General features: G+C 61.7%; 23 protein-coding genes. 11 read left to right on the forward strand and 12 right to left on the reverse strand.

Annotation, left to right across the window (positions count from 1 at the left end; translation table 11 throughout):
* Window positions 1-23: 23 nt before the first annotated feature.
* Both rhlB and BLW22_RS02325 read right to left on the reverse strand, forming a co-directional pair.
* The gene (rhlB, locus tag BLW22_RS02320) at window positions 24-1,487 is read right to left on the reverse strand and encodes an ATP-dependent RNA helicase RhlB (protein ID WP_074843967.1); all 1,464 of its coding nucleotides are present in this window, start codon (window positions 1,485-1,487) and stop codon (window positions 24-26) included.
* A 95-nt stretch (window positions 1,488-1,582) separates the two neighbouring features.
* Complete coding sequence (locus BLW22_RS02325; protein WP_027604717.1) at window positions 1,583-2,239, reverse strand: alpha/beta hydrolase; 657 nt, start codon at window positions 2,237-2,239, stop codon at window positions 1,583-1,585.
* 345 nt (window positions 2,240-2,584) lie between these two features.
* On the opposite strand from BLW22_RS02325, the gene BLW22_RS02330 reads away from it, so the two are divergent.
* The 4 genes from BLW22_RS02330 to BLW22_RS02345 all read left to right on the forward strand — a co-directional run bounded on the left by BLW22_RS02330 (window position 2,585) and on the right by BLW22_RS02345 (window position 6,754).
* Window positions 2,585-3,616: an amino acid ABC transporter substrate-binding protein gene (locus BLW22_RS02330; protein WP_065875000.1), complete on the forward strand. Its 1,032-nt coding sequence runs from the start codon at window positions 2,585-2,587 to the stop codon at window positions 3,614-3,616.
* A 72-nt stretch (window positions 3,617-3,688) separates the two neighbouring features.
* The gene (locus tag BLW22_RS02335; protein WP_065948981.1) at window positions 3,689-4,870 is read left to right on the forward strand and encodes an amino acid ABC transporter permease; all 1,182 of its coding nucleotides are present in this window, start codon (window positions 3,689-3,691) and stop codon (window positions 4,868-4,870) included.
* Between the two features lie 10 nt (window positions 4,871-4,880).
* Window positions 4,881-5,978, forward strand: coding sequence for an amino acid ABC transporter permease (locus BLW22_RS02340; protein WP_027604714.1), 1,098 nt, complete (start codon window positions 4,881-4,883; stop codon window positions 5,976-5,978).
* An 11-nt stretch (window positions 5,979-5,989) separates the two neighbouring features.
* A complete protein-coding gene (locus tag BLW22_RS02345; RefSeq protein ID WP_003171943.1) occupies window positions 5,990-6,754 on the forward strand; it encodes an amino acid ABC transporter ATP-binding protein in 765 nt (254 codons plus the stop codon).
* Window positions 6,755-6,804: 50 nt separating this feature from the next.
* On the opposite strand, the gene BLW22_RS02350 is transcribed toward BLW22_RS02345, so the two are convergent.
* Complete coding sequence (locus tag BLW22_RS02350) at window positions 6,805-7,287, reverse strand: type II toxin-antitoxin system MqsA family antitoxin (protein ID WP_065924223.1); 483 nt, start codon at window positions 7,285-7,287, stop codon at window positions 6,805-6,807.
* Complete coding sequence (locus BLW22_RS02355; protein ID WP_074843969.1) at window positions 7,284-7,595, reverse strand: type II toxin-antitoxin system MqsR family toxin; 312 nt, start codon at window positions 7,593-7,595, stop codon at window positions 7,284-7,286. Before BLW22_RS02355 ends, BLW22_RS02350 begins: the two co-directional genes overlap by 4 nt.
* A 159-nt stretch (window positions 7,596-7,754) precedes the next feature.
* On the opposite strand from BLW22_RS02355, the gene BLW22_RS02360 reads away from it, so the two are divergent.
* Together BLW22_RS02360 and BLW22_RS02365 are read left to right on the forward strand one after the other, a co-directional pair.
* Window positions 7,755-8,414, forward strand: a complete 660-nt coding sequence (locus BLW22_RS02360; protein ID WP_074845128.1) for a FadR/GntR family transcriptional regulator — start codon at window positions 7,755-7,757, stop codon at window positions 8,412-8,414.
* Window positions 8,404-9,669, forward strand: a complete 1,266-nt coding sequence (locus BLW22_RS02365; RefSeq protein ID WP_074843971.1) for a CynX/NimT family MFS transporter — start codon at window positions 8,404-8,406, stop codon at window positions 9,667-9,669. The genes BLW22_RS02360 and BLW22_RS02365 overlap by 11 nt, the downstream gene beginning before the upstream one ends.
* Here BLW22_RS02365 and BLW22_RS02370 read toward each other — a convergent pair.
* From BLW22_RS02370 to BLW22_RS02405, 8 genes are all read right to left on the reverse strand, one after another.
* On the reverse strand, window positions 9,666-10,316 hold the full coding sequence (locus BLW22_RS02370) for a DUF1120 domain-containing protein (RefSeq protein ID WP_074843973.1): 651 nt from the start codon (window positions 10,314-10,316) through the stop codon (window positions 9,666-9,668). The genes BLW22_RS02365 and BLW22_RS02370 overlap by 4 nt on opposite strands.
* A gap of 17 nt (window positions 10,317-10,333) precedes the next feature.
* Window positions 10,334-11,470, reverse strand: coding sequence for a DUF1120 domain-containing protein (locus tag BLW22_RS02375; protein WP_074843975.1), 1,137 nt, complete (start codon window positions 11,468-11,470; stop codon window positions 10,334-10,336).
* Window positions 11,471-11,481: 11 nt separating this feature from the next.
* The gene (locus BLW22_RS02380; protein ID WP_083381311.1) at window positions 11,482-13,914 is read right to left on the reverse strand and encodes a fimbria/pilus outer membrane usher protein; all 2,433 of its coding nucleotides are present in this window, start codon (window positions 13,912-13,914) and stop codon (window positions 11,482-11,484) included.
* Window positions 13,915-14,008: 94 nt separating this feature from the next.
* A complete protein-coding gene (locus tag BLW22_RS02385; RefSeq protein ID WP_065924218.1) occupies window positions 14,009-14,710 on the reverse strand; it encodes a fimbria/pilus chaperone family protein in 702 nt (233 codons plus the stop codon).
* A 33-nt stretch (window positions 14,711-14,743) separates the two neighbouring features.
* Window positions 14,744-15,367: a DUF1120 domain-containing protein gene (locus tag BLW22_RS02390; protein ID WP_065924217.1), complete on the reverse strand. Its 624-nt coding sequence runs from the start codon at window positions 15,365-15,367 to the stop codon at window positions 14,744-14,746.
* 89 nt (window positions 15,368-15,456) lie between these two features.
* Window positions 15,457-16,077 (reverse strand): DUF1120 domain-containing protein, encoded by a 621-nt coding sequence (locus tag BLW22_RS02395; RefSeq protein WP_065924216.1) that lies wholly within the window; start codon window positions 16,075-16,077, stop codon window positions 15,457-15,459.
* Between the two features lie 38 nt (window positions 16,078-16,115).
* Window positions 16,116-16,730 (reverse strand): DUF1120 domain-containing protein, encoded by a 615-nt coding sequence (locus BLW22_RS02400; RefSeq protein ID WP_065924215.1) that lies wholly within the window; start codon window positions 16,728-16,730, stop codon window positions 16,116-16,118.
* A 46-nt stretch (window positions 16,731-16,776) separates the two neighbouring features.
* Window positions 16,777-17,400 carry a DUF1120 domain-containing protein gene (locus tag BLW22_RS02405; protein ID WP_065924214.1) on the reverse strand — a complete coding sequence of 208 codons (624 nt, stop codon included), beginning with the start codon at window positions 17,398-17,400 and terminating at the stop codon, window positions 16,777-16,779.
* Between the two features lie 416 nt (window positions 17,401-17,816).
* On the opposite strand from BLW22_RS02405, the gene BLW22_RS02410 reads away from it, so the two are divergent.
* The 5 genes from BLW22_RS02410 to BLW22_RS02430 all read left to right on the forward strand — a co-directional run bounded on the left by BLW22_RS02410 (window position 17,817) and on the right by BLW22_RS02430 (window position 21,347).
* The gene (locus BLW22_RS02410; RefSeq protein WP_065924213.1) at window positions 17,817-18,626 is read left to right on the forward strand and encodes a response regulator; all 810 of its coding nucleotides are present in this window, start codon (window positions 17,817-17,819) and stop codon (window positions 18,624-18,626) included.
* A gap of 198 nt (window positions 18,627-18,824) precedes the next feature.
* Window positions 18,825-19,460, forward strand: coding sequence for a response regulator (locus tag BLW22_RS02415; protein ID WP_065948977.1), 636 nt, complete (start codon window positions 18,825-18,827; stop codon window positions 19,458-19,460).
* A gap of 93 nt (window positions 19,461-19,553) precedes the next feature.
* The gene (locus BLW22_RS02420; protein WP_065948976.1) at window positions 19,554-20,024 is read left to right on the forward strand and encodes a nuclear transport factor 2 family protein; all 471 of its coding nucleotides are present in this window, start codon (window positions 19,554-19,556) and stop codon (window positions 20,022-20,024) included.
* Between the two features lie 36 nt (window positions 20,025-20,060).
* Window positions 20,061-20,336 carry a GIY-YIG nuclease family protein gene (locus BLW22_RS02425; protein WP_065924326.1) on the forward strand — a complete coding sequence of 92 codons (276 nt, stop codon included), beginning with the start codon at window positions 20,061-20,063 and terminating at the stop codon, window positions 20,334-20,336.
* 75 nt (window positions 20,337-20,411) lie between these two features.
* Window positions 20,412-21,347 (forward strand): glutathione S-transferase family protein, encoded by a 936-nt coding sequence (locus BLW22_RS02430; protein ID WP_065924210.1) that lies wholly within the window; start codon window positions 20,412-20,414, stop codon window positions 21,345-21,347.
* Window positions 21,348-21,399: the final 52 nt, after the last annotated feature.

Below are 21,399 nucleotides of genomic sequence, written 5' to 3' on the forward strand. Positions count from 1 at the left end.
CACATTTTTTATCGCATTTCAGCTTACGGGCGTTTGCGTTCTACAGCCCGCAGCAAGTGCGTCGGCGGTGTCTCGCAACTGATCTTGCGCCCCAGCAACGTCTCGATCGACGGCAGCTGATACGAGTCATCCTCCCCGGCAAAGCTGATCGACACGCCCGCAGCCCCCGCCCGGCCGGTACGGCCGATGCGGTGCACGTAGTCGTCCGGCACTTCCGGCAGGGTGAAGTTGATCACGTGGCTGATGCCGTCGATGTGAATCCCGCGCCCGGCCACGTCGGTGGCCACCAGCACGCGGATCTTGCCTTCGCGGAAGCCTTCCAGGGTCTTGATGCGCTTGTGTTGCGGCACATCGCCGGACAGCTGCGCGGCATTCACGCCATCGCGCACCAGGCGTTCTTCGATGCGGCGCACTTCGTCCTTGCGGTTGGCGAACACCATCACGCGTTCCCAGCCGTTGTCGTTGACCAGGTTGTAGAGCAGCTTGTACTTGTCGGCACCGGCCACGGCATAGATGTGCTGTTCGACGTTTTCGCTGGCGACGTTCAGCGCTTCGATCTCGACGATCGACGGCTCGGTCGTCCACTGCTTGGCGAGGTTCATCACGTCTTCGGTAAAGGTCGCGGAGAACAGCAGGGTCTGACGCTCGGCCTTTGGCGGGGTCTGGCGAATGATCTGACGCACTTGTGGGATGAAACCCATGTCGAGCATGCGGTCGGCTTCGTCCAGCACCATCACTTCGACCATGTCCAGGTGCACGTCGCCGCGCTGGTTGAAGTCCAGCAGGCGGCCGGGGGTCGCCACCAGGATGTCGCAGTGGCGGGCTTCGAGGTGCTTGAGCTGCTTGTCGAAGTCCATGCCGCCGACGAACGTCATGACGTTGAGACCGGTGTACTTGGTCAGGTCGGCGGCGTCCTTGGCGATCTGCACCACCAGTTCACGGGTAGGCGCGATGATCAGCGCACGCGGTTCACCCATGTAGCGTTCTTTCGGCGGCGGCGTTTGCAGCAGCTGGGTGATGATCGAGATCAGGAACGCGGCGGTCTTGCCGGTACCGGTCTGGGCACGGCCGATGGCATCTTTGCCGGCGAGGGTGAAGCCCAGGACCTGCGCCTGGATCGGCGTGCAGTACGGGAAACCCAGGTCCTGGATGGCGTGCATCAGTTCCGGGGCGAGTTTGAAATCGTGGAAGCGGGTCTTGCCTTCCTGGGGCTCGACGACGAAGTCTTCGAGTTTCCACGGGATCACCGGCGGTTTGGGCGCGCGTTCCCGGCGAGGCTTGGGGGCGGGTGCGGCTTGCGTCTCGAGTTTTGCCTGTTCGGGCGGTGTCACCGTCGGCGTCTTCGGCTGGGCGACAGGTGCAGTCCGGCCTGGCTGTTGACCGTCATTGCGGCTGCCGGAGGTGGGGACAGGAGCACTGGGAACAGGCGCGAGCGGCTCAGCCTCGCTTTTGCCGAACATCTTCTTGAGTGCTTTGAGCACGGTGATCTCATTAATTGGTTAAGGAATGTACGCCGGCCAGTGTAATGCAAGAATCGGGCGCGGCGTAGTGCGTCTGTCATACGGCTACATAAACGTGGGGTTCAGCCCAGGCGAGCGGTCAACCAAGTCCCTATATCGTGTATCTCCTGGGGTAACACTTCGTGGCCCATTGGGTATTCCTGCCATGTCACGGTGACACCACGGGTTTTCAGATGCTCGTAGGCGCTGCGGCCCATGGCGTTCTGTACCACCTCGTCGTACTGGCCGTGCAGGCATAGCGTTGGAATGCGTTGTTGGCTGGCCGACAATTCAAGCTCATCGCTGAAGGTGGGCGCGTAGGTGGAGAGGGCGATGACGCCGCCCAATGGCCCCTCCCAATTCAGGAACGCGGTGTGGAATACCACGGCGCCACCTTGGGAAAAGCCCGCGAGGAAAATCCGCGAAGCGTCTATTCCGGTTCTCTTCTGTGCTTCGATCAGATCGGTCAGCATTTTTGCCGACACCTCCAGCTCTTCCAGGCTGATCGAGCGGGCCGGGCTCATGGCCTTGATGTCGTACCAACTGGGCATCTCGTAGCCACCATTGATCGTCACCGGACGGGTCGGTGCCTGGGGCAATACAAAGCGGGTGGACAGCAAGCTTTCCTGCAGCGCCTCGGCCACCGGCAGGAAGTCGTAGCGATCGGCACCCAGGCCATGCAACCAGATTACGCAGGCGTCTGCGGGCTTGGCGGGCTGAAGAATCAAGGGTTCGGTCATGTCTGCTCCATATATGTGCGCGCGCTCCGATTGGGTGCGTCGTAACGGTGCGCGACAGGTTGATCTGTTAAGAGAATGTCGCAAGGTTGAATCTTTTTCCATTGACGAGGGGCTGAAACGACTCAGCCGCCACTCTGGTACGCGCCTTGCTATGTGTAGGTCGATGTCAGAACTTTCCTGGGACGGTAACACTATCAGTGACTGCCGCTTTCAGGATAGCCGCTGGAATTACCGCGAAAGCCTCATGCCGCTTGACCCTAAAAAAAGCCAACACGGGTCGATATCGCCTCATAAGGGTGCGCTGAGGTTGGAGCTTCGACACAACAAGAGCAACTGGAGGTTTGAATGAAGGTATTGAAATCCACCCTGGCCATCGTTAGCGCGGCGGCTGTACTGGGTGTCAGTGGTTTCGCCCAGGCTGGCGCCACTCTGGACGCCGTGCAGAAGAAAGGCTTTGTGCAATGTGGCGTGAGTGACGGCTTGCCGGGCTTCTCGGTACCGGATGCCAGCGGCAAGATCCTCGGGATCGATGCTGACGTTTGCCGCGCCGTGGCCGCTGCCGTTTTCGGCGACGCCACCAAGGTCAAATTCAGCCAGTTGAACGCCAAGGAGCGTTTCACCGCGCTTCAATCCGGCGAAGTCGACATCCTGTCGCGCAACACCACCATGACCAGCTCCCGCGATGCGGGCATGGGCCTGAAATTCCCGGGCTTCATCACTTACTACGACGGCATCGGCTTCCTGGTTAACAACAAGCTGGGTGTCAAAAGTGCCAAGGAACTGGACGGTGCAACCATCTGCATCCAGGCCGGTACCACCACTGAGCTGAACGTTTCCGACTACTTCCGTGGCAACAACCTCAAATACACCCCGATCACCTTCGACACCTCCGATGAAAGCGCCAAGTCGCTGGAATCCGGTCGTTGCGACGTACTGACCTCCGACAAGTCCCAACTGTTCGCCCAGCGCAGCAAGCTGGCCGCGCCGAAGGACTACGTGGTTCTGCCGGAAACCATTTCCAAGGAACCGCTGGGCCCGGTCGTGCGTAACGGCGATGACGAGTGGCTGGCCATCGTGCGCTGGGTGGGCTACGCCATGCTCAACGCTGAAGAAGCCGGCATCACGTCCAAAAACGTTGAAGCTGAAGCCAAGTCCACCAAGAACCCGGACGTTGCGCGTCTGCTCGGTGCTGACGGCGAATACGGCAAAGACCTGAAAGTGAAGAAGGATTGGGTCGTACAGATCGTCAAGCAAGTCGGTAACTACGGTGAAGTGTTCGAGCGCAACCTGGGCAAGAGCACCCCGCTGGAAATCGACCGTGGCCTGAACGCGCTGTGGAACGCTGGCGGCATTCAATACGCACCCCCTGTGCGCTGATCGCTGATGGTTCTGTCACCCGGTGGGCCAACCGCCGGGTGATGTTCTGTTCCATTCTTTCCGGGGCACTTCATGCAAAATCAAATCGGCGCACCAAAGCAGAAGCTCAGCTTCAGCGATCCCAAAGTGCGTGCGTGGCTCTTCCAGATCATCACGATTGTGGCGGTGGTCTCGCTGGGCTGGTACCTCTTCGACAATACCCAGACCAACCTTCAGCACCGGGGCATTACCTCGGGTTTCGACTTTCTTGAGCGCAGTGCCGGCTTCGGCATCGCGCAGCATCTGATCGACTACACCGAATCGGACAGTTATGCCCGCGTCTTTGTGATCGGGCTGCTCAACACTTTGCTGGTGACCTTTATCGGGGTGATCCTGGCGACCCTGCTGGGCTTCATCATCGGCGTGGCGCGCCTGTCACCGAACTGGATGATCAACAAGCTGGCGACCGTGTATGTGGAAGTGTTCCGCAACATTCCGCCGCTGCTGCAGATCCTGTTCTGGTACTTCGCGGTGTTCCTGACCATGCCGGGACCGCGCAACAGCCATAACTTCGGTGACACCTTCTTTGTCAGCAGCCGTGGCCTGAACATGCCGGCAGCGCTGGCCGCTGACGGGTTCTGGCCGTTTGTGGCCAGTATTGTGGTTGCCATCGTGGCCATCGTGCTGATGGCGCGTTGGGCCAACAAGCGTTTTGAAGCGACCGGCGTACCCTTCCATAAGTTCTGGGCGGGCCTGGCGCTGTTTATCGTGATCCCGGCGCTGTGTGCCTTGATCTTCGGCGCGCCGCTGCACTGGGAAATACCAAAGCTTTCAGGTTTCAACTTTGTCGGCGGTTGGGTACTGATCCCTGAACTGCTGGCGCTGACCCTGGCGCTTACCGTGTACACGGCAGCGTTTATCGCCGAGATCGTGCGTTCGGGCATCAAGTCCGTCAGCCACGGCCAGACCGAAGCTGCGCGCTCCCTGGGCCTGCGCCCTGGGCCGACGCTGCGCAAGGTCATCATCCCGCAAGCCCTGCGGGTGATCATTCCGCCGCTGACCAGCCAGTACCTGAACCTGGCGAAGAACTCGTCGCTGGCCGCCGGTATCGGTTACCCGGAAATGGTTTCGCTGTTTGCCGGCACGGTGCTCAACCAGACCGGCCAGGCCATCGAGGTTATTGCCATCACCATGAGCGTGTACCTGGCGATCAGCATCAGCATTTCCCTGCTGATGAACTGGTACAACAAGCGCATTGCGCTGATCGAGCGGTGAGGAAACGCACATGAGTTCGCATACTTTCAAACCTGATATGCCGCCGCCGAGCAAAGTCTTCGGACCGATGGCCTGGATGCGCGCCAACCTGTTCTCCAGTTGGCTCAATACCCTGCTGACGCTGTTGGCGTTCTACCTGATCTACCTGGTGGTGCCGCCGATCCTGCAGTGGGCCATCCTCGATGCCAACTGGGTCGGCACCACCCGCGCCGACTGCACCAAGGAAGGCGCGTGCTGGGTGTTTATCCAGCAGCGCTTCGGGCAGTTCATGTACGGCTATTACCCCGGCGACCTGCGCTGGCGTGTGGACCTGACCGTGTGGCTGGCCATCGTCGGCGTGGCGCCGTTGTTCATCTCGCGTTTCCCACGCAAGGCGGTCTATGGCCTGAGCTTCCTGGTGCTGTACCCGATCATCGCCTACTTCCTGCTGCACGGCGGGATCTTCGGGCTGACCAATGTGGCCACCAGCCAATGGGGCGGCCTGATGCTGACCCTGGTCATCGCCACCGTCGGCATCGCCGGCGCCTTGCCTCTGGGCATTGTGCTGGCCTTGGGGCGGCGCTCGAACATGCCGGCGATTCGTGTGGTCTGCGTGACCTTTATCGAGTTCTGGCGCGGCGTGCCGTTGATCACCGTGCTGTTCATGTCCTCGGTGATGCTGCCCTTGTTCCTGCCCGAAGGCATGGGCATCGACAAGCTGCTGCGGGCGTTGATCGGCGTGATCCTGTTCCAGTCGGCCTACGTGGCCGAAGTGGTGCGCGGTGGCTTGCAGGCGATTCCCAAAGGTCAGTACGAAGCGGCCGCGGCGATGGGCCTGGGTTACTGGCGCAGCATGGGCCTGGTGATCCTGCCGCAAGCCCTGAAGATGGTGATCCCGGGCATCGTCAACACGTTTATCGCGTTGTTCAAGGACACCAGCCTGGTGATCATCATCGGCCTGTTCGACCTGCTCAACAGCGTCAAGCAAGCCGCCGCCGACCCTAAATGGTTGGGTATGGCCACCGAAGGCTATGTGTTTGCCGCCCTGGTGTTCTGGATTTTCTGTTTTGGTATGTCGCGCTATTCCATTCATTTGGAACACAAGCTCGACACAGGCCACAAGCGTTAGGAGTTGATGTTATGAGCGAAGCGATCAAACAGCCTGTGAGCCCTGAAGGCATTATCCAGATGCAGGGCGTCAACAAGTGGTACGGCCAGTTCCATGTGTTGAAAGACATCAACCTCAACGTCAAGCAGGGCGAGCGTATCGTGCTGTGCGGCCCGTCGGGTTCGGGCAAGTCCACCACCATCCGTTGCCTCAACCGCCTGGAAGAGCACCAGCAGGGCCGCATCGTGGTCGATGGCGTGGAGCTGACCAACGACCTCAAGCAGATCGAAGCGATCCGCCGTGAAGTCGGCATGGTGTTCCAGCACTTCAATCTGTTCCCGCACCTGACCATCCTGCAGAACTGCACGCTGGCGCCGATGTGGGTGCGCAAGATGCCCAAGCGCAAGGCCGAGGAAATCGCCATGCACTACCTGGAGCGTGTGCGCATCCCGGAGCAGGCTCACAAGTTTCCGGGGCAACTGTCCGGCGGCCAGCAACAGCGCGTGGCGATTGCCCGTGCCCTGTGCATGAAGCCGAAAATCATGCTGTTCGACGAGCCGACCTCGGCCCTCGACCCGGAAATGGTCAAGGAAGTACTCGACACCATGATCGGCCTGGCCGAAGACGGCATGACCATGTTGTGCGTAACCCACGAAATGGGCTTCGCGCGCACCGTGGCCAACCGCGTGATCTTCATGGACAAGGGCGAGATCGTCGAACAGGCGGCGCCGAATGACTTCTTCGACAACCCGCAGAATGACCGGACCAAGCTGTTCTTGAGCCAGATCCTGCATTGATCGATGCCTGAAAAAATAAACCCGGCTTGGCCGGGTTTATTTTTGTCTGTTCAGGAGGCCTTGAGCGCCTCCTGCCCTGTGTTCGCGGTATGGGTGAAGCCCCGCAGGTCAGCGCCTTCGGCCAATACCCTGGCGTCGGCGAGGAGGTGAGGGTAACGGTCCAACAATCGCATCAATAGAACCAGTGGCTTCGGTGGCAGAAGCTCACCGCGTTCATAACGTGAAAAAGCGTTGTGACCGCCACCGGACAACAGTTGCACGGCTTCTTTCTGCGTAAGGTGCAGCTTGCGACGGATGCGTTTCATCTCGTTGCCGATCATTGTCCGCGCGGTACGGACCAGTTCATCGCTGGCGGCGCTATAGCGGTCGGAGCTGTCAGGGTCATGCATGCCGTCGCCGCACAGTTGGCATTCCCAGCCAGACAGGTCATCGACACGCCGTTCCATGCCGTTGACACGGAGGGTTTCGCTGCGGCTTTCGAAGCGCGTCATGGCGTCGGGTGCACCGCAAATGAAGCAATGTTGAGTGTTCATGAGCTCTTCTTCTTGAAGGAGATCACTGGAGGGTTACCGGCTGTGCAGTAAGTGACCTTGATGTAAATCTCCAGACCGTGTGAATTGATGTGGTACACGTCCTGCCACACCCGGTGATCGGCATACGTGGTCATCGATTTGTACAACATCCTGTTTTGTAGTTCGAAAACGACCTCTTGCATCTCGTTGATATTCAGGCCGAGCCGCGCGCCTGTTTGCTTTGCTGCGAGCGTAAATGCCCGGCCTCCAAGCCGCCTGACATCCGTCTTGATCACCGCCAGATCGTAATGAGGTGTGTACTTTTCCATAAGACACCTGAGCCGAATAATTACCCTTTGAGGGTAATTTTACCAATCGAAAATACTGCTCCTTTTGCTGCCTAAGAACCGTAGTGCGTTGCCTTTGTAGGCAACTCTGAATAGGCTGTAGGAAAATTCATCCTATGATTGGACGAAAGCCTGCATCCCATGACAGACATCGCCCCCTTGATCAAACGCTCCCTGGTGGACCAGGCCCTTGAGCAATTGCGCTGGCGTATCAGCGAAGGCCGGTGGGCCATCGGCGAGCGCCTGCCCACCGAGCCGGAGCTGGCCGCCGAGCTGGGCATCAGCCGCAATACCGTGCGCGAGGCCATGCGCGTGCTGGCGTTTTCCGGGTTGATCGAGATCCGCCAGGGCGACGGCAGTTACCTGCGCTCCATGACCGACCCGCTGGGGGCCATGCGCGCGTTATCCCATTGCACCTTGGAGCAGGCGCAGGAGACGCGGCAGATACTGGAAGTGGAGGCCGTCGGGCTCGCGGCGGTGCGCCGTACCGAAGCCGACCTCACCGCTTTGCATGAGGCACTCAAGGCCAGCGCGGTGCTGTACCACGGTGACCTCGAGGCCTATATCAGCGCCGACCTGCTGTTCCACAAACGCCTGGTGGACGCTGCGCACAACCCGGCATTGAGCGAGCTGTACCAGTACTTTTCCGCCATCGTCGGCGTGCAGTTGCGCCAGACCCTGAACATTTCGCCGCGTCGCCAGGCGGTGTTCGACCTGCATATCGCCCTGCTCGAAGCCGTGGAACACCAGGACCCGGAACGCGCCAAATCCCTTTGCCGGCAGTTGATCAATGAACCCTGAAACCAAACGTACGAGCGAGTTGGACGAACTGTTGATCGACGCCGAGGCCGACGACGAAGTGGTGCAAAGCAGCCACCCGGTGGTGAGTCGCCCCTGGTTGCTGCTGCTGGGCCTGATTCTGGTGGCCTTGAACCTGCGTCCGGCGCTGTCGAGCGTGGCGCCATTGCTGGCCGACGTCTCCAGCAGCCTGGGGTTGTCGGCGGCCAAGGCCGGTTTGCTCACCACCCTGCCGGTGTTGTGCCTCGGCCTGTTCGCACCCACGGCGCCGATCCTGGCCCGGCGGTTTGGCGCCGAGCGGGTGGTGTTGGGGATTTTGCTGACCCTGGCCGCCGGCATCCTCCTGCGCAGCGCTTTTGGCGAAGTGGGCTTGTTCGCCGGCAGCCTGATCGCCGGTGCGAGCATCGGCATCATCGGCGTCTTGCTGCCGGGCCTGATCAAGCGTGATTTCGCCAGGCAGGCCGGTGCCATGACCGGGGTCTACACCATGGCCCTGTGCCTGGGCGCGGCGTTGGCCGCCGGTGCCACGGTGCCGCTGAGTCATTACTTCGGTGACCGCTGGACCATTGGCCTGGGCTTCTGGATTCTGCCGGCGTTGGCGGCGGCGTTGTTCTGGTTACCGCAGGTCGGCCGCAAACACGCTACCCACCAGGTCGCCTATCGAGTGAAGGGCCTGCTGCGTGATCCGTTGGCCTGGCAGGTCACCTTGTACATGGGCCTGCAATCGTCCCTGTCGTACATCGTGTTTGGCTGGCTGCCGTCGATCCTGATCGGTCGTGGCCTGAGCGCCACCGAAGCCGGGTTGGCGTTGTCCGGCTCTATCGTCATGCAATTGTTCAGTTCCCTCGCCGCACCCTGGCTCGCCACCCGTGGCAAAGACCAGCGCCTGGCGATCGTAGTGGTGATGCTGCTGACCCTCGGCGGTTTGTTCGGTTGCCTGTATGCACCGCTGGACGGCCTCTGGGGCTGGGCGATCCTGCTCGGCCTGGGCCAGGGCGGTACGTTCAGCCTGGCGCTGACCCTGATCGTGCTGCGTTCGCGCGACTCCCATGTGGCGGCCAACCTGTCGAGCATGGCCCAGGGTTTTGGCTACACCCTGGCGTCCATTGGCCCATTTGCGGTGGGCCTGGTGCACGACTGGACGGGCGGCTGGTCGGCCATCGGCTGGATTTTCGCGGTGATCGGCCTGGGCGCCATCGTTGCCGGGCTGGGGGCGGGGCGGGCGCTGTATGTGAAGGTCAGCAGCGAGAAAGTCTAGAGGTACAGCACTTCCAGGGTCGCCGAGCCGTCGAGCAAGGTGTCGCTGCTCAGGTCCAGGTTCTGCTTGGCATTGATCACCGCCTCGACCTTGACGGTGCTGGTTAACGCCTGGATCGCCGAGGGCCCGGCGGTGCTGCCTTCGGCGGTGGTGAACCCCAGGTAACTGTTGGCCCCGATATCGATAGGGTTGAGGTTGGCGGTGCGCCAGGCCAGGCCACCGGTGGTGGACTCGGTGCCGTACAGGGGTGTGGTGCTGTCTGCCTGGGTGCTACGCGGGTCGAAGCTCATGGAATAGAGGCCGATGCGATTGCCACTCTGGTCCAGCCCCAACCCGTAGTAAATCTCGCTATTGACCGTGGCCGTGCCATCGCGATTGTCACGCATGCGCAAGGCAAAGCGGCTCGGCGCGTTGCAGCCAATGCTGACTTGCAGATGTTTGATCGGCAGTCGTGTGCCTCTGTCGAGGTTCAGGTCCTGCTGGGAAATCTTGCCGTAGTCGATCAAGCCGCCAGCGGACAGCAGCGGCGTGCAGGCGACGGGCGTGATCCTGCCCTTGACGATCAGCTCCACGGTCGACGCCGCCAGTGCCGGCGCGGTCGAGGGCAGCAATAGCAGTGAAGAAAAAACCAGGCAGTACTTGTTCATTCAGCGGATTCCAGTGATTAGAGGTAGATGATTTCAAGGGTGCCGGAACCATTGATGTGCACCACCGTGCGCAGGTCCATGGACTGGGTGGGGGCCAGGTACGCCTTGATACGCACGGTGCCGGCCAGGTTCTGCAGGGCAATGGGGCCGCGGGTGTTGCCGGCGCTGTCGGTAAAACCCATGAGGCTGTGGGCGGCGATGGGAATCTGCCGCGCACTGGAGGTGCTCCAGGCCTGGCCGCTGCTGGTGGAGTCGGTGCGGTAGAGCGTGCGGTAGGCGTCGGCTGTGAAGTCTGCCGGGTCGATGTTCAGGTAGTAGCGGCCGATCTTGTTCCCGCTGTTGTCCAGGTCCAGGCCATAGGCGGTTTCATCGGTGCCGCCGGTGGCCGTGCCGGAGCGGTTGTCGTGCATCAGCAGGGCAAAGGGGGTGGGCGCGTCGCAATTGACAGAGAACTGCAAGGTGCGGGTGGGCAGTGGGTTTTCGTGGGTTGGGCTCAGATCTTTCGCCAGCAACGTGCCGTAGTCCACCAGGCCACCGTTGGACAGTTGAGGTTTGCACGCGGCGGGCGCGAAGTGGGCGCGCAGACTCACTTCGCGCGCGCTATGACGGCCATGGAACGTCCCGGAGGCTTCCCAGGTGGTGGCGTCCGTGACCCGTGTGGCGGCGATGTCGGCGAAGGCGCTGAAGGTCAATTGCACGGAAAAATGCTGGCCGTTGAGTAGCGTCTCGCCGTTGACCGGTGCGATGCCGTGGCCTGTGCGCCAGTTCAGCAGCGCGCCACGGGCCACTGGCGGCTGGCCGAGTGCGGGGATCAATCCCAGCTCCACGGCGGTGCCGTCCAGCACCGCGTCGCTGGCCTGGATCGCGTAGCTGCCATGCTCGGTGAACCGCAGCCGCTGCGAAGTGGCCGCCAGCGCCTGATAAAACAGGCTCATGTCGGTCGGCTGCGCGCAGCTCACATTCAGGCTGACGCGGCGCTCACCCAACGGGCGCTCAAGGGTGCTGTCCTGTTGTGCGATACGGCTCATCAGGCCGAAATCCAGCAGCGATTCATTGAGGTTCAGTTGGCACTCGTCCTCGGCAAGGGCGTTGCTGGCGACTATCAGCAGCATCACGCTCATGGCCAGGCGGGACAGGGTAGAAGCGGTATTCATGGTGAGGGTCCTCATGATTTATCGCAGCGTGCGGACGCGGTTTCGAAATACACCTGGGGGTCGCTCTTTTCCGGCAACTCGAAGCGCAGGGCACAACGCGTCATGCCAGGGGCGCTGACCCACAATTGCGGTTGCTCCAGCACATTGGGCAGGAACACCTGGCCGCCATCCTGGACCAGGGTCACGAACTCCCCGCCAGCGGTACTGACGGACGCCCCGCGCGGCAGGGGGGTGCCCTGTTCGGTGCGCGCGTGCAGCAATACCCGACGTGTGCGGGTCACGCCAAATTCGACCCGATCCACGGCCCCGCGCCCGGCGGCGATCATTGCCAGGCCGTTGTTGATATCCGCATTGCGTGGCAGCGAGCGGGTCTGGACTTCCACCGGGCTGCGGCCGTAAGCGCTGACCTGCGGCACCACGGCCTGGCCTTGCCAGTCGGTCCACACTGGCCCGCTGGGGGTGCTCAGTTTGATGCCGCTGATGTCGCCCACCGATGCCACGGCGAAGGTGTCGCGCACTGGGTAGGGCGATAATGTGACGCCGCCGCCATGCATCACCACACCGCCTCGGGCGCTGCCTTGGTAGCTCGAACGCTCGGCGTCGGAGCGGCTGTAGCTGAAGTCCAGTTGGCTATAGCGCGGCAGGGCGGAGAGGCCCAGCGTGGTTTCCACCTGTCGATCGCGGGTGTCGTGTTCGGCACTGACGCGGTAGCTCAGTTGATCGTCGATCTGCTCACTCAAACCCAGCCCGGTGCGGTGTTCGCCACCGGAGTTGCGCACCCAGCCGCGGGCCCGGCGGCTCTCGCCCAAGGGCACGCTGATGTTCAGGTACACCGCATTGTCTTGTTGCTGGCGGCCGCCCATCTGCCATTCGCCGCTGGCCGACAGCGACACCCCGCGCACGCTGGTGCCCCAGGAGACCAGGCCCCGGCTGCTGCTGTCGCCATCAAAGCTGCTGGAGCGTGAAGCCCCCGCACTGAACGCGCCCAACCACGGGTGGGACCATCCCAACGTCGCGCTTTGTTGATCGCGATAACGCGAGCGCCGTTGCTGAGTGGTCTCGGGTTCGTAGGTGGCTTCTTCCAGCTCCCGATAGCCCGCCGTGCGCCAGGAATTGGCCACGCTGAACGACCACTGATCATTCAGGCGCTGGGCCCATGACAGGTCGGTCTGCAGCCCGCGAACCTTGTCCCGTGCCTGGGTATCGGCGAGTTGGCTGGACAGCTGGATGTGACTGTCCAGCCACGGCAGCCAGCCCAGGCTCAACCCGCCCGCGCGGTATTCGCTGGACGCCAGCACGCCGCTGCCCAGGGACAGTTGCGGGTGCACGGCGCCGGTCCAGCCTGCGCTGACCACCCAAGGGTCATCGCCCTGGGCATTGCCGATGTTGCGCACGCGCCCCGCTGCGACCGAATAGCCCGGTGCTGGCAAACCAAGGCCGAGCATGGCCGCCGGGACGGTGAAACGCCGCTCGCCACCGCTGCTTTCGCGGACGGTGACTTCGACGTCGGAGCGCGAGTTCAAACGGCGCACGTCCGTCAGGGAAAACGGCCCGGCGGGGACCACTGTGGAGTGAATCAACGCGCCGTTCTGCCGCACCTCGACCTGCGCCGGGCTGTTGGCGATCCCCTCGATGGTCGCACCCTGGCCTTGCTCTTGAAGGGCCTGTTCGGTGAGGACCTGCACCCCGGTGATCTGCGCGCCGGACAGCACTGGGTTGTAGAGGTTGATCTGCCCGAGTTGCAGCACGGCCTGGTGGCTGGCGAACGTGCGCTGGGCGTAGGCCTCCAGGTGCGTGCTGCGCGACAGACCGTCCTGCCAGGTCTGTACCTGGCGGCTGCGCACGATCCAGTCGCCGGCGTTGAAACCGACTTCGGTATTGGCCGAGCCGAAACGGCTGTCACCGTCACCGAAGCGGTTGTAGAACCCGGTGAGGTCGTAATTGAGCAAACCGGCAACCCCACCGGTTTCATAGCCCGAGACGTCTTGTTGCACAGGCCGCAACGCCTCGGTCGGCACCACCAGCGACACCGTCAGGCTTGCCGGGTCGGGCTCCACCAGGCTTTGTGGGTAGCGTTCCAGAAAGTCATGGCAGGGGCCGTCATCTGCGGGGACGATCAGGTTGGCGGCGTCCAGCAAGGCGCGGTCAAAACACAGTGCCCCCTGCTGATCAAACCCCACCTCCAGCCGCCCCCGGCGCTGGCCGTTGACCCGCAGGCTGACAGCATGTCGGCCTGCGGCAAAGCGCGGTGCGTCGAGCAACAGGCTGGCCAATTGTGGATCAATGCCCCGCTGGTGCAGGGTCGTGGCATCAAACCCCGGTCGTGCTTCGGCCCAGGATGCTGCGGGCCAGAGCACACACGCCAACAGCATGGCCGGGCGAGTGATGCGGGCAGGTGTGTCGGGCACGGCTTCGCCGTCACGGTCGCTAAATACTGTTTTCACGAAAGGCACTCAAGTGATGGGCGTCTGTGCGCCCTGGTGACGGTCTTCGAGCCGTCACTTCGTTATGCAGGCGCCGGGCGCCTGGTGTATGCCGTCAGGTCAGAGGGGCTTCGTAGGCGGCTACCGCAAAGCCATACACCGTGGCCGGTTGCAGCCGTACGGTGCTGGCCGGGCCGCCGGTGGCCGGCATGCTCAGGGTTTCTCCCGGCAACACGTAGGTGCGCGGCAGCATCGCCTTGCCATCACCGGGCAGCAGGCGCAGTTCCTGGGCCAGGCGCACCACATACGGGCTGTCGTTGCGCACCTGCAAGGTGGCGCCGTGCTGCGACCAACTCAGTAGAGTCCACGGTGTGCGATTGCGCGCCAGGCCTTTGGGATGAATGATCACCGGCAAGTTCTGGCGCACCGTCACGCCTACCCGTGCATGCCCGGCTTCAGTGGCCGGCCGGCCCTGGGGCATGCCTTCAAAGATTGCCCGCTTGAGTCGCTGGGTGAGCAACGGTTGCTGGCTTTGCAGGATGAAACGCACCAGTTGCGATTTGGACGGTTCGACCCGCGACAGTGGCGGCGTGACCACCAGTAACGACTCGGTGTCCTCGGGAACATCTTCCAGGGTGACGTGCAGCAAGGCGAGTTGGCTGTCGGTGTTGGTCACCGATACGGCGGCTTCGCCATCGGTTTCGTAAATGATCACCACGGAGGTGTCTGGGACCATGCCATCGGCCTGTGCATAAGTGGCCGGCAGCAACGTCAGGGCAGCCAGGCAGGCCGCGGTTTTCAACAATGTCGTCGTCATGACGGGGTTTCCCATAGGGGCAGCATAAAGAAGTCAGAGGTAGCGCAAATCCAGGACGATGGAGCCATCGAGCGGCACTTCCTGGTTCAGGGTCAGGTACTGGGCCAGGTTGATGGCGGTGTCGATTTGCAGTTGGGCGCTCAACTGGCCGATGAAGTCGGGCTGGCGATCACCGATGGGGGCAAAACCGACGTAGGTCCTGGGGGAGGCATTGGGGTGCGGTGCCCAGGTTTCGCCGTTGTCGCTGGAAGCCAGCGCTTGCATGGGTTGCGCATCGCCCAACGGGTTGCGATAAGACAGCGCCACCGACCCCAGGCGTTCGGCGGGCGCGTGGATGTTTCTGCCCAGGCTGTAAAGCCCGGGGCCCAAGGCGGACTCGGCTCGGTTGTCGATCCCAACCAGGGCAAATAGCATGGGCCTGGCGCACTGCACATTCAGCGCCAATGCCCGGCTGGGCAGTAGGGTGAACTCGCTGGGACTGAGGGTGTGAGCCGGGATTTTGCCGTGATCGACCGTGCCCTCGTCAGACAGCGTCACGTGGCAAGCGTCCGGCGTCAGCCGACCGGTCACCGTGATGTCGACAAACGACGCGGCAAAGGCCGCCGTGGCGTTCGTCAGTAAAAGGACTGTCGCCAAGAGGCGAGGGTAGGTAGTCATCGGTTTGCGCCACTGGCCGACGTGCAAACGGCCGAAACGGAAGAAATGCCCATGCCTGCCTGTTCCCGCCAGGCATGGGCGCCCAAGGCTTACAGGTACTTCACTTCCAAGGTGGCCGAGCCGTCGAGCGTCACCTCGTTGCTCAGGTCCAGGCCATCGGTGCGGGCGATGGAGGTGTCTACTACCAACTCCGTCACCAGTTCCTTGATGGAGGCCGGTTGGGTGGCGTCGTCCAGGGTGGCCAGCGCCATGTACAAGCCGGCGTCCCAGAACTTTTCGCTGTACCAGGTGTTGCCGCCATCCGAGGAGGCAATCGGTTGCATCTGTGCGCCGTCGGCAACGGCGTTACGCAGCATCAGCTTGTACCAGCCCAGCTTCTGGGTGCCGTTGATCAGGCCCAAGCCGTAGTCGGAAGAGGAAATGGATGAACCAGCACGGTTATCGATGGAGTGCAGGGCAAACTGAATGGGCGCATCGCACACCACCACCAGGGTCATGACATGGGTCCCGATGTGTGTAGGGTTGTCCGGACGCAGGTCTTTTGCGGAAATCTTGCCGTGGTCGATGATCCCGCCACTGCTCATGTTTGGCGTGCAGGCGCTAGGCACGATCAGGCCCTTGACGGTCAGGTCGACGGTAGACGCGGCGTAGGTGCTGGCGGAGCCGAGCAGCAGCAGGCTGGTGGTGAGGGTGGTTAACAGGGCTTTCATAGGGGCGAGTTCCTTTCGAACGAGTCTGTGTGTGGCACTTACAAGTAGCTGACCTGGACCGTGGCGTGCCCGTCGACGGGCACTTCATCCGTCAGCGTCAGGCTATCGGCGGGGGCGATGTGGGTGAACAGGCGGATTTCAGCGTCGAAATCCTTCACCGCGATCGGCACCAGTTGGTTGCCCACCGCGACGGCGGTCAGCAGGGTGTGCGTCAGCAGGCTGGTCGGTAGCCACGTCACGCCGCCGTCTTGTGAGGTGATGGTGCGTACCGCGACACCATCAGCCACGGGACCATAGAGATGGAAAACCGTGCCGCCGAGCTTTTCGCCTTCCTGGGTCAGGCCCAGCCCATGCCAGTACTGGTGGTTGGCAGAGGAGCCGGCGCGGTTGTCGACGGTGGTCAGGGTGAAGAACGTCGGTGCTTCACAACGCACGCTCAATTGCATGGATTGGTTGGGCAATGAGGTGTATTGCCCGGCGTTGAGGTCCTTGACTGCCATTTTTCCGAAGTCGATTGTGCCGCCGCCGGAGATCAGTGGCGCACAGGCGCTCGGGGTGATGGTGCCTTTGACCGTGAGGTCGGTGTTGCTGTCGGCCATTACCGGCGGCGCGAACAACAGTGTCAACATGAGTCGGGAGGCAAAAGCGTTCATAGGCAAAGGGTTCTTTACAAGAGGGGTCTACGTAGCGTCGACCGGGTTACAGGTACTTCACTTCCAGTGTCGCTGAGCCGTCCAATGCCACTTCATTGGTCAAGGTCAGGTCTTTTGCTGGCGCGATAGCGGTGTTGAGTACGATTTCCACGGCTGCATTCTTGAGGGGGTGAGGTGCCCAACCGCTCTCACCGTTGAAATCGCCGAAGGCAAACAATCGATTCGGTTCTACCGCATCGTCCTCATAAAGCTCTGACCACCGCCCGTCAGTGAACATCGTCAGCATGATCGAGGGGATATCGGTGACGGGATTGCGCAGCGTGATGTAATACCGCCCCAGCTTCTCTGTTCCGTTGATCAGACCCAGGCCATAGGCACCGGCGCGCATTGAGGAGCCTGCACGGTTGTCGACGGGGTTGATGCCAAACAGCGTGGAGGCTTCACAACTCACGGTCAGTTGCAGGGTTTTGACCTCAAGCAGGGTTTGGCTCTCTTGACTCAGGTCTTTGGCGGAGATTTTCCCAAAGTCGACGGCGCCAGGCAGGTTGGGGGTACAGGCGCTCGGCGTGATCAACCCCTTTACTGTCAGGTCTACGGAGCTGGCGGCGAAGGCCGATGTTGTGCTGGCGAGTAACAGGGCGGTGCCCACCAGATTCAGGGACTTGTTCATTGTTCAGATTGTTCCAGTGCAAGGTCGGCTGTTTAAGGCGTGCGCAAGCCTTTACCAGTCCCGTTGAGGGGCAGGTTGCAAGGTGGCTTGGCGCGCTGTGTCGAGGCTGCCGCAGTGCGGCGAGCCCGTTCCCTCTGATCGGGGTGGGGCGCAATGTAGCGAGGGGAGGGGCCGCGAGAAATACAACTTTTACGACAATGCCGAGGGGGCCTGAAAGTCAATCGGGTCCATGTCGGAATAGATGCGAGATCATGTAGGAAAATTGGTTTTTCGTAGTTGTTGCATCGTCTTAGAAGTGGTCATGAAGATATTTTAGTCTGGCGATAACGGTCATATGAGTGTGCTTAGGCGCATCTCTGACTCTTGCGCCAGCGCCAACCGGGCGCTGGCGAACCGATCGCAACACTGAGGTGACCATGGAGACTGGCGTATCGTTGAGCGCAGTGCTTTCCCGTGAATTGACTCCCTCGACCGCGCTGCCACCACACTGGCAGCATTTGAAGGTGCTGGTGGTGGAAGACCACTCCGCCTACCGCGCCTTGATGGGGTGGTTTCTGCATAAACTGGGGCTTGGCCATCAGCTGGCCGTCGATGGGCTGGACGGCCTCGCGGCGCTCGCCGAATACCCCTACGATCTGGTGATCAGCGACTGCCAGATGCCCGTCATGGACGGCTACAGCATGAGCCGGGCGATTCGACGGCGCGAATGCGCGAATGCGTCGGCACGCGTACCGATTATTGCCTTGACCGGCAACTTGGTAGACGACGACCCGCAACGTTGCCGCGAAGCAGGCATGGACGCCTGGCTGCTCAAACCATTGACCTTCGATCAACTGCGTGAAGTGCTGGCACTGTGGCTTCCCGGCCCGCCCGTTGCTGCACCGGTTTATCGGCTGTCAGCGCGTTGGCCAACCCGTGCCGGGCTGATTGATACCTTTGGAGATGCCCAAGTGGTGAGCCAGATGCTGGCCAGCCTGCTCTGTGAAGCCCAGGAGGACAGCGCTGCCTTGTTTCAAGCCCGACTGGCCTCGGATGTCCCTTCGACTGTCGAACGCCTGCATCGCCTGGTGGGAAGCCTGGCGTTTCTCGGCGTGGCTGAACTGGAGGGGCGAGGCATGAGCTTGATCGATCAAGTCCATGCTCAGGGCATCAGGCAGAGCACGCCTGCGTTGGAAGCCTTTGAGCGGGAGCTGCGTGACTACCTCACGTACTTGGGTTCCCTGTGAAGCCATTGCTGTTTGTAGGAAAAATAAAGCCTGAATTGCAGTCTATGGATGTAGGGTTTTTCTTTTTATTTTGTAGGCCTGCATAGAGCAGCTACGAAACGTTGATCGCAACGCAAACGCCTGGATTTAGACGGTTGTTGAGGGCCGCGGGCGAGGGTATTTTGCGCTGAATCAAGTTGCCATCATCTGTGGGTGTTTATGCTTCGCGTGATTATTGCTGACGACCATCCCATCGTGCGTATCGGGCAGCGAGTGGTGGTCGAGGCCAATGGCAGGTGCAAAGTGGTCGGCGAGGCCGATGGCCCTGACCAACTGCTGCGTTTGCTGGAGACGACCCCCTGTGACGTGCTGGTGACCGATTTCGCCATGCCGGGCGGCCAACAGGCCGACGGGTATGGCTTGTTGAGCCTGTTGCACCGCCAGTACCCGACGTTGCCGGTGATTCTGGTCACGATGTTCGCCAACGTCGCCACGTTGCGCGCCTCCTTTGCCCATGGGGCCCAGGCGATTGTGGCCAAAAGTGCCTCGGCCAAAGAGTTGCCGCTGGCGATCAATTCGGTCAGCGCAGGCCAGACCTTTGTCAGCGAGTGCTTGCGGGTGCAATTGATACAGGCTGGAACCGGCGACCAGTCGCAACAGCCACAGTTGTCGGGCAAGGAACGGGAGGTGGTGCGCATGCTGGCCAGTGGGCTGACGGTCAGCCAGATCGCCGCTCGGGTCAATCGCAGCATCTCGACCATCAGCAAGCAGAAAAGTACGGCGATGCAGCGTCTGTGCATCTCTACCGATGTCGACTTGTTCGCCTATGCCCGCAGTTGCGGCATGGTGCCGTAGCTGCACCGGCATTCGCCGGATAAATGCCGATAGTGTTCAACCGCGCCAGGGCTTATCGTACCGAGCCCTGAACCTGATGGATGGAAGCTGCCCATGAGTGACGCCCACACCGCGCTGATCACCACGTTCTACAGTGCGTTTCAACGGCTGGATGCCGAGGCCATGAGTGCCTGCTACACCGAGGATGTACTGTTCAGCGACCCGGCTTTCGGCGAGTTGCGCGGGCGCGATGCCGGCGACATGTGGCGCATGCTGACCACGCGGGCCAAGGATTTTTCGCTGACGTTCGACCAGGTTCGCAGCGATGACACCACGGGCAGTGCCCATTGGGTGGCGACTTACCTGTTCAGCCAGACCGGCAATGTTGTGGTCAACGATATCCAGGCGCGTTTTGTGTTTCGTGACGGCAAGATCTGCGAGCACCACGATCACTTCGACCTGTGGCGTTGGTCGCGCCAGGCATTGGGCACCAAGGGCCTGCTGCTGGGCTGGACGCCGCTGGTGAAAAACGCCGTGCGCGCCCAGGCGAACAAAGGCTTGAAGGCATTCCAGGCCAGTCGTTGATAAGCTTGGCGCTCCTCTGGTGTGTTGAAGCTTGCCGTGACTGATCCCGCTGAACCCAAACCCTGGTACGTCTACCTGGTGCGCGCCGCCAACGGCGCGCTGTATTGCGGCATCAGCAATGACCCGCTGCGCCGGTTCGCCTCGCACCAGAGCGGCAAAGGCGCGCGGTTTTTCCTGAGCAGCCCGGCGGTGGCGCTGGTGTATACGGAGCAATGCGCGAGCAAGGGCGAGGCGCTGCGCCAGGAGCGGTTGATCAAGAAACTGAAGAAGAGCGCCAAGGAATGTCTGGCGGCGCAGGGCTCATTGATCTGACTGATAGGCTCCCATCACGCCACCAGAGCCGGTTGCACGCTAAGCTGCGGGTTCATTTACCCCGTGGACCCCAGCATGCCTGAGCTAATCCTGCACCACTACCCAACGTCTCCTTTCGCGGAAAAAGCTCGGCTGCTGCTGGGCTTCAAAGGTTTGTCCTGGCATTCGGTGCATATCTCGCCGGTGATGCCCAAGCCAGACCTGACAGCCCTCACCGGCGGCTACCGTAAAACCCCAGTGCTGCAAGTGGGCGCCGATATCTACTGCGACACCGCCTTGATCGCCCGCCGCCTGGAGCAGGAAAAAACCGCGCCCGCGCTGTTCCCGCTCGGCCAGGAAATGATCACCCAAACCTTTGCTACCTGGGCCGACAGCGTGGTGTTTGCCCACGCGGTGAGCCTGGTGTTTCAGCCGGAATCGGTGGCGGTGCGCTTCGGCAAACTGCCGCCGGAAGCGATCAAGGCGTTTCTCGCCGACCGCGCCGCGCTGTTCAGCGGCGGCACCGCGAGCAAGTTGCCAGCCGAACTGGCCAAGCACCAATGGCCAGCGATCATGGCGCGCCTGGAGCAGCAATTGCAGCGCGAGGCCGGGGACTTCCTGTTTGGCGAGCCGTCGATTGCCGACTTTGCCCTGGCCCACCCGTTGTGGTTCCTCAAGGCCACGCCGGTGACTGCGCCGTTGGTGGATGCTTATCCGGCTGTGTCTGCATGGCTGGGCCGCGTGCTCGGTTTCGGCCACGGCACGTCCAGCCAGATGACGGCCGAGCAGGCCTTGGAGATTGCGCGCGACGCCACACCGGCAGCGTTGCCGGACGAAGTGTTCGAGGACTTGAATGGCTTTAAGGCCGGCCAGCAGGTGAGCATCAGCGCCATCGACTACGGCGTCGACCCGGTCGCCGGCGAATTGCTGTTTGCCGGGCGCGAAGAACTGATCCTGCGCCGTACCGACCCACGCGCCGGCACCGTGCACGTGCACTTCCCTCGCTTTGGTTTTCGCCTTCAGGCGCACTAACTGAAAATATTTGCAAATAAACGTGAGGTAAACCGGCGGCCCATCCGTGTAG

Source organism: Pseudomonas marginalis, assembly GCF_900105325.1.
GTDB lineage: Bacteria > Pseudomonadota > Gammaproteobacteria > Pseudomonadales > Pseudomonadaceae > Aquipseudomonas > Aquipseudomonas marginalis.

Bases quoted from the DNA above. Each gene is read 5' to 3' on its own strand.
- BLW22_RS02365 (WP_074843971.1), top strand. From the start codon at position 8,404: ATGAACCCTGAAACCAAACGTACGAGCGAGTTGGACGAACTGTTGATC.
- BLW22_RS02325 (WP_027604717.1), bottom strand. From the start codon at position 2,239: ATGACCGAACCCTTGATTCTTCAGCCCGCCAAGCCCGCAGACGCCTGC.
- BLW22_RS02420 (WP_065948976.1), top strand. From the start codon at position 19,554: ATGAGTGACGCCCACACCGCGCTGATCACCACGTTCTACAGTGCGTTT.
- BLW22_RS02395 (WP_065924216.1), bottom strand. From the start codon at position 16,077: ATGAAAGCCCTGTTAACCACCCTCACCACCAGCCTGCTGCTGCTCGGC.
- BLW22_RS02400 (WP_065924215.1), bottom strand. From the start codon at position 16,730: ATGAACGCTTTTGCCTCCCGACTCATGTTGACACTGTTGTTCGCGCCG.
- BLW22_RS02410 (WP_065924213.1), top strand. From the start codon at position 17,817: ATGGAGACTGGCGTATCGTTGAGCGCAGTGCTTTCCCGTGAATTGACT.
- BLW22_RS02350 (WP_065924223.1), bottom strand. From the start codon at position 7,287: ATGAACACTCAACATTGCTTCATTTGCGGTGCACCCGACGCCATGACG.
- BLW22_RS02360 (WP_074845128.1), top strand. From the start codon at position 7,755: ATGACAGACATCGCCCCCTTGATCAAACGCTCCCTGGTGGACCAGGCC.
- BLW22_RS02355 (WP_074843969.1), bottom strand. From the start codon at position 7,595: ATGGAAAAGTACACACCTCATTACGATCTGGCGGTGATCAAGACGGAT.
- BLW22_RS02345 (WP_003171943.1), top strand. From the start codon at position 5,990: ATGAGCGAAGCGATCAAACAGCCTGTGAGCCCTGAAGGCATTATCCAG.
- BLW22_RS02340 (WP_027604714.1), top strand. From the start codon at position 4,881: ATGAGTTCGCATACTTTCAAACCTGATATGCCGCCGCCGAGCAAAGTC.
- BLW22_RS02430 (WP_065924210.1), top strand. From the start codon at position 20,412: ATGCCTGAGCTAATCCTGCACCACTACCCAACGTCTCCTTTCGCGGAA.
- BLW22_RS02370 (WP_074843973.1), bottom strand. From the start codon at position 10,316: ATGAACAAGTACTGCCTGGTTTTTTCTTCACTGCTATTGCTGCCCTCG.
- BLW22_RS02405 (WP_065924214.1), bottom strand. From the start codon at position 17,400: ATGAACAAGTCCCTGAATCTGGTGGGCACCGCCCTGTTACTCGCCAGC.
- BLW22_RS02335 (WP_065948981.1), top strand. From the start codon at position 3,689: ATGCAAAATCAAATCGGCGCACCAAAGCAGAAGCTCAGCTTCAGCGAT.
- BLW22_RS02385 (WP_065924218.1), bottom strand. From the start codon at position 14,710: ATGACGACGACATTGTTGAAAACCGCGGCCTGCCTGGCTGCCCTGACG.
- BLW22_RS02375 (WP_074843975.1), bottom strand. From the start codon at position 11,470: ATGAATACCGCTTCTACCCTGTCCCGCCTGGCCATGAGCGTGATGCTG.
- BLW22_RS02390 (WP_065924217.1), bottom strand. From the start codon at position 15,367: ATGACTACCTACCCTCGCCTCTTGGCGACAGTCCTTTTACTGACGAAC.
- BLW22_RS02415 (WP_065948977.1), top strand. From the start codon at position 18,825: ATGCTTCGCGTGATTATTGCTGACGACCATCCCATCGTGCGTATCGGG.
- BLW22_RS02330 (WP_065875000.1), top strand. From the start codon at position 2,585: ATGAAGGTATTGAAATCCACCCTGGCCATCGTTAGCGCGGCGGCTGTA.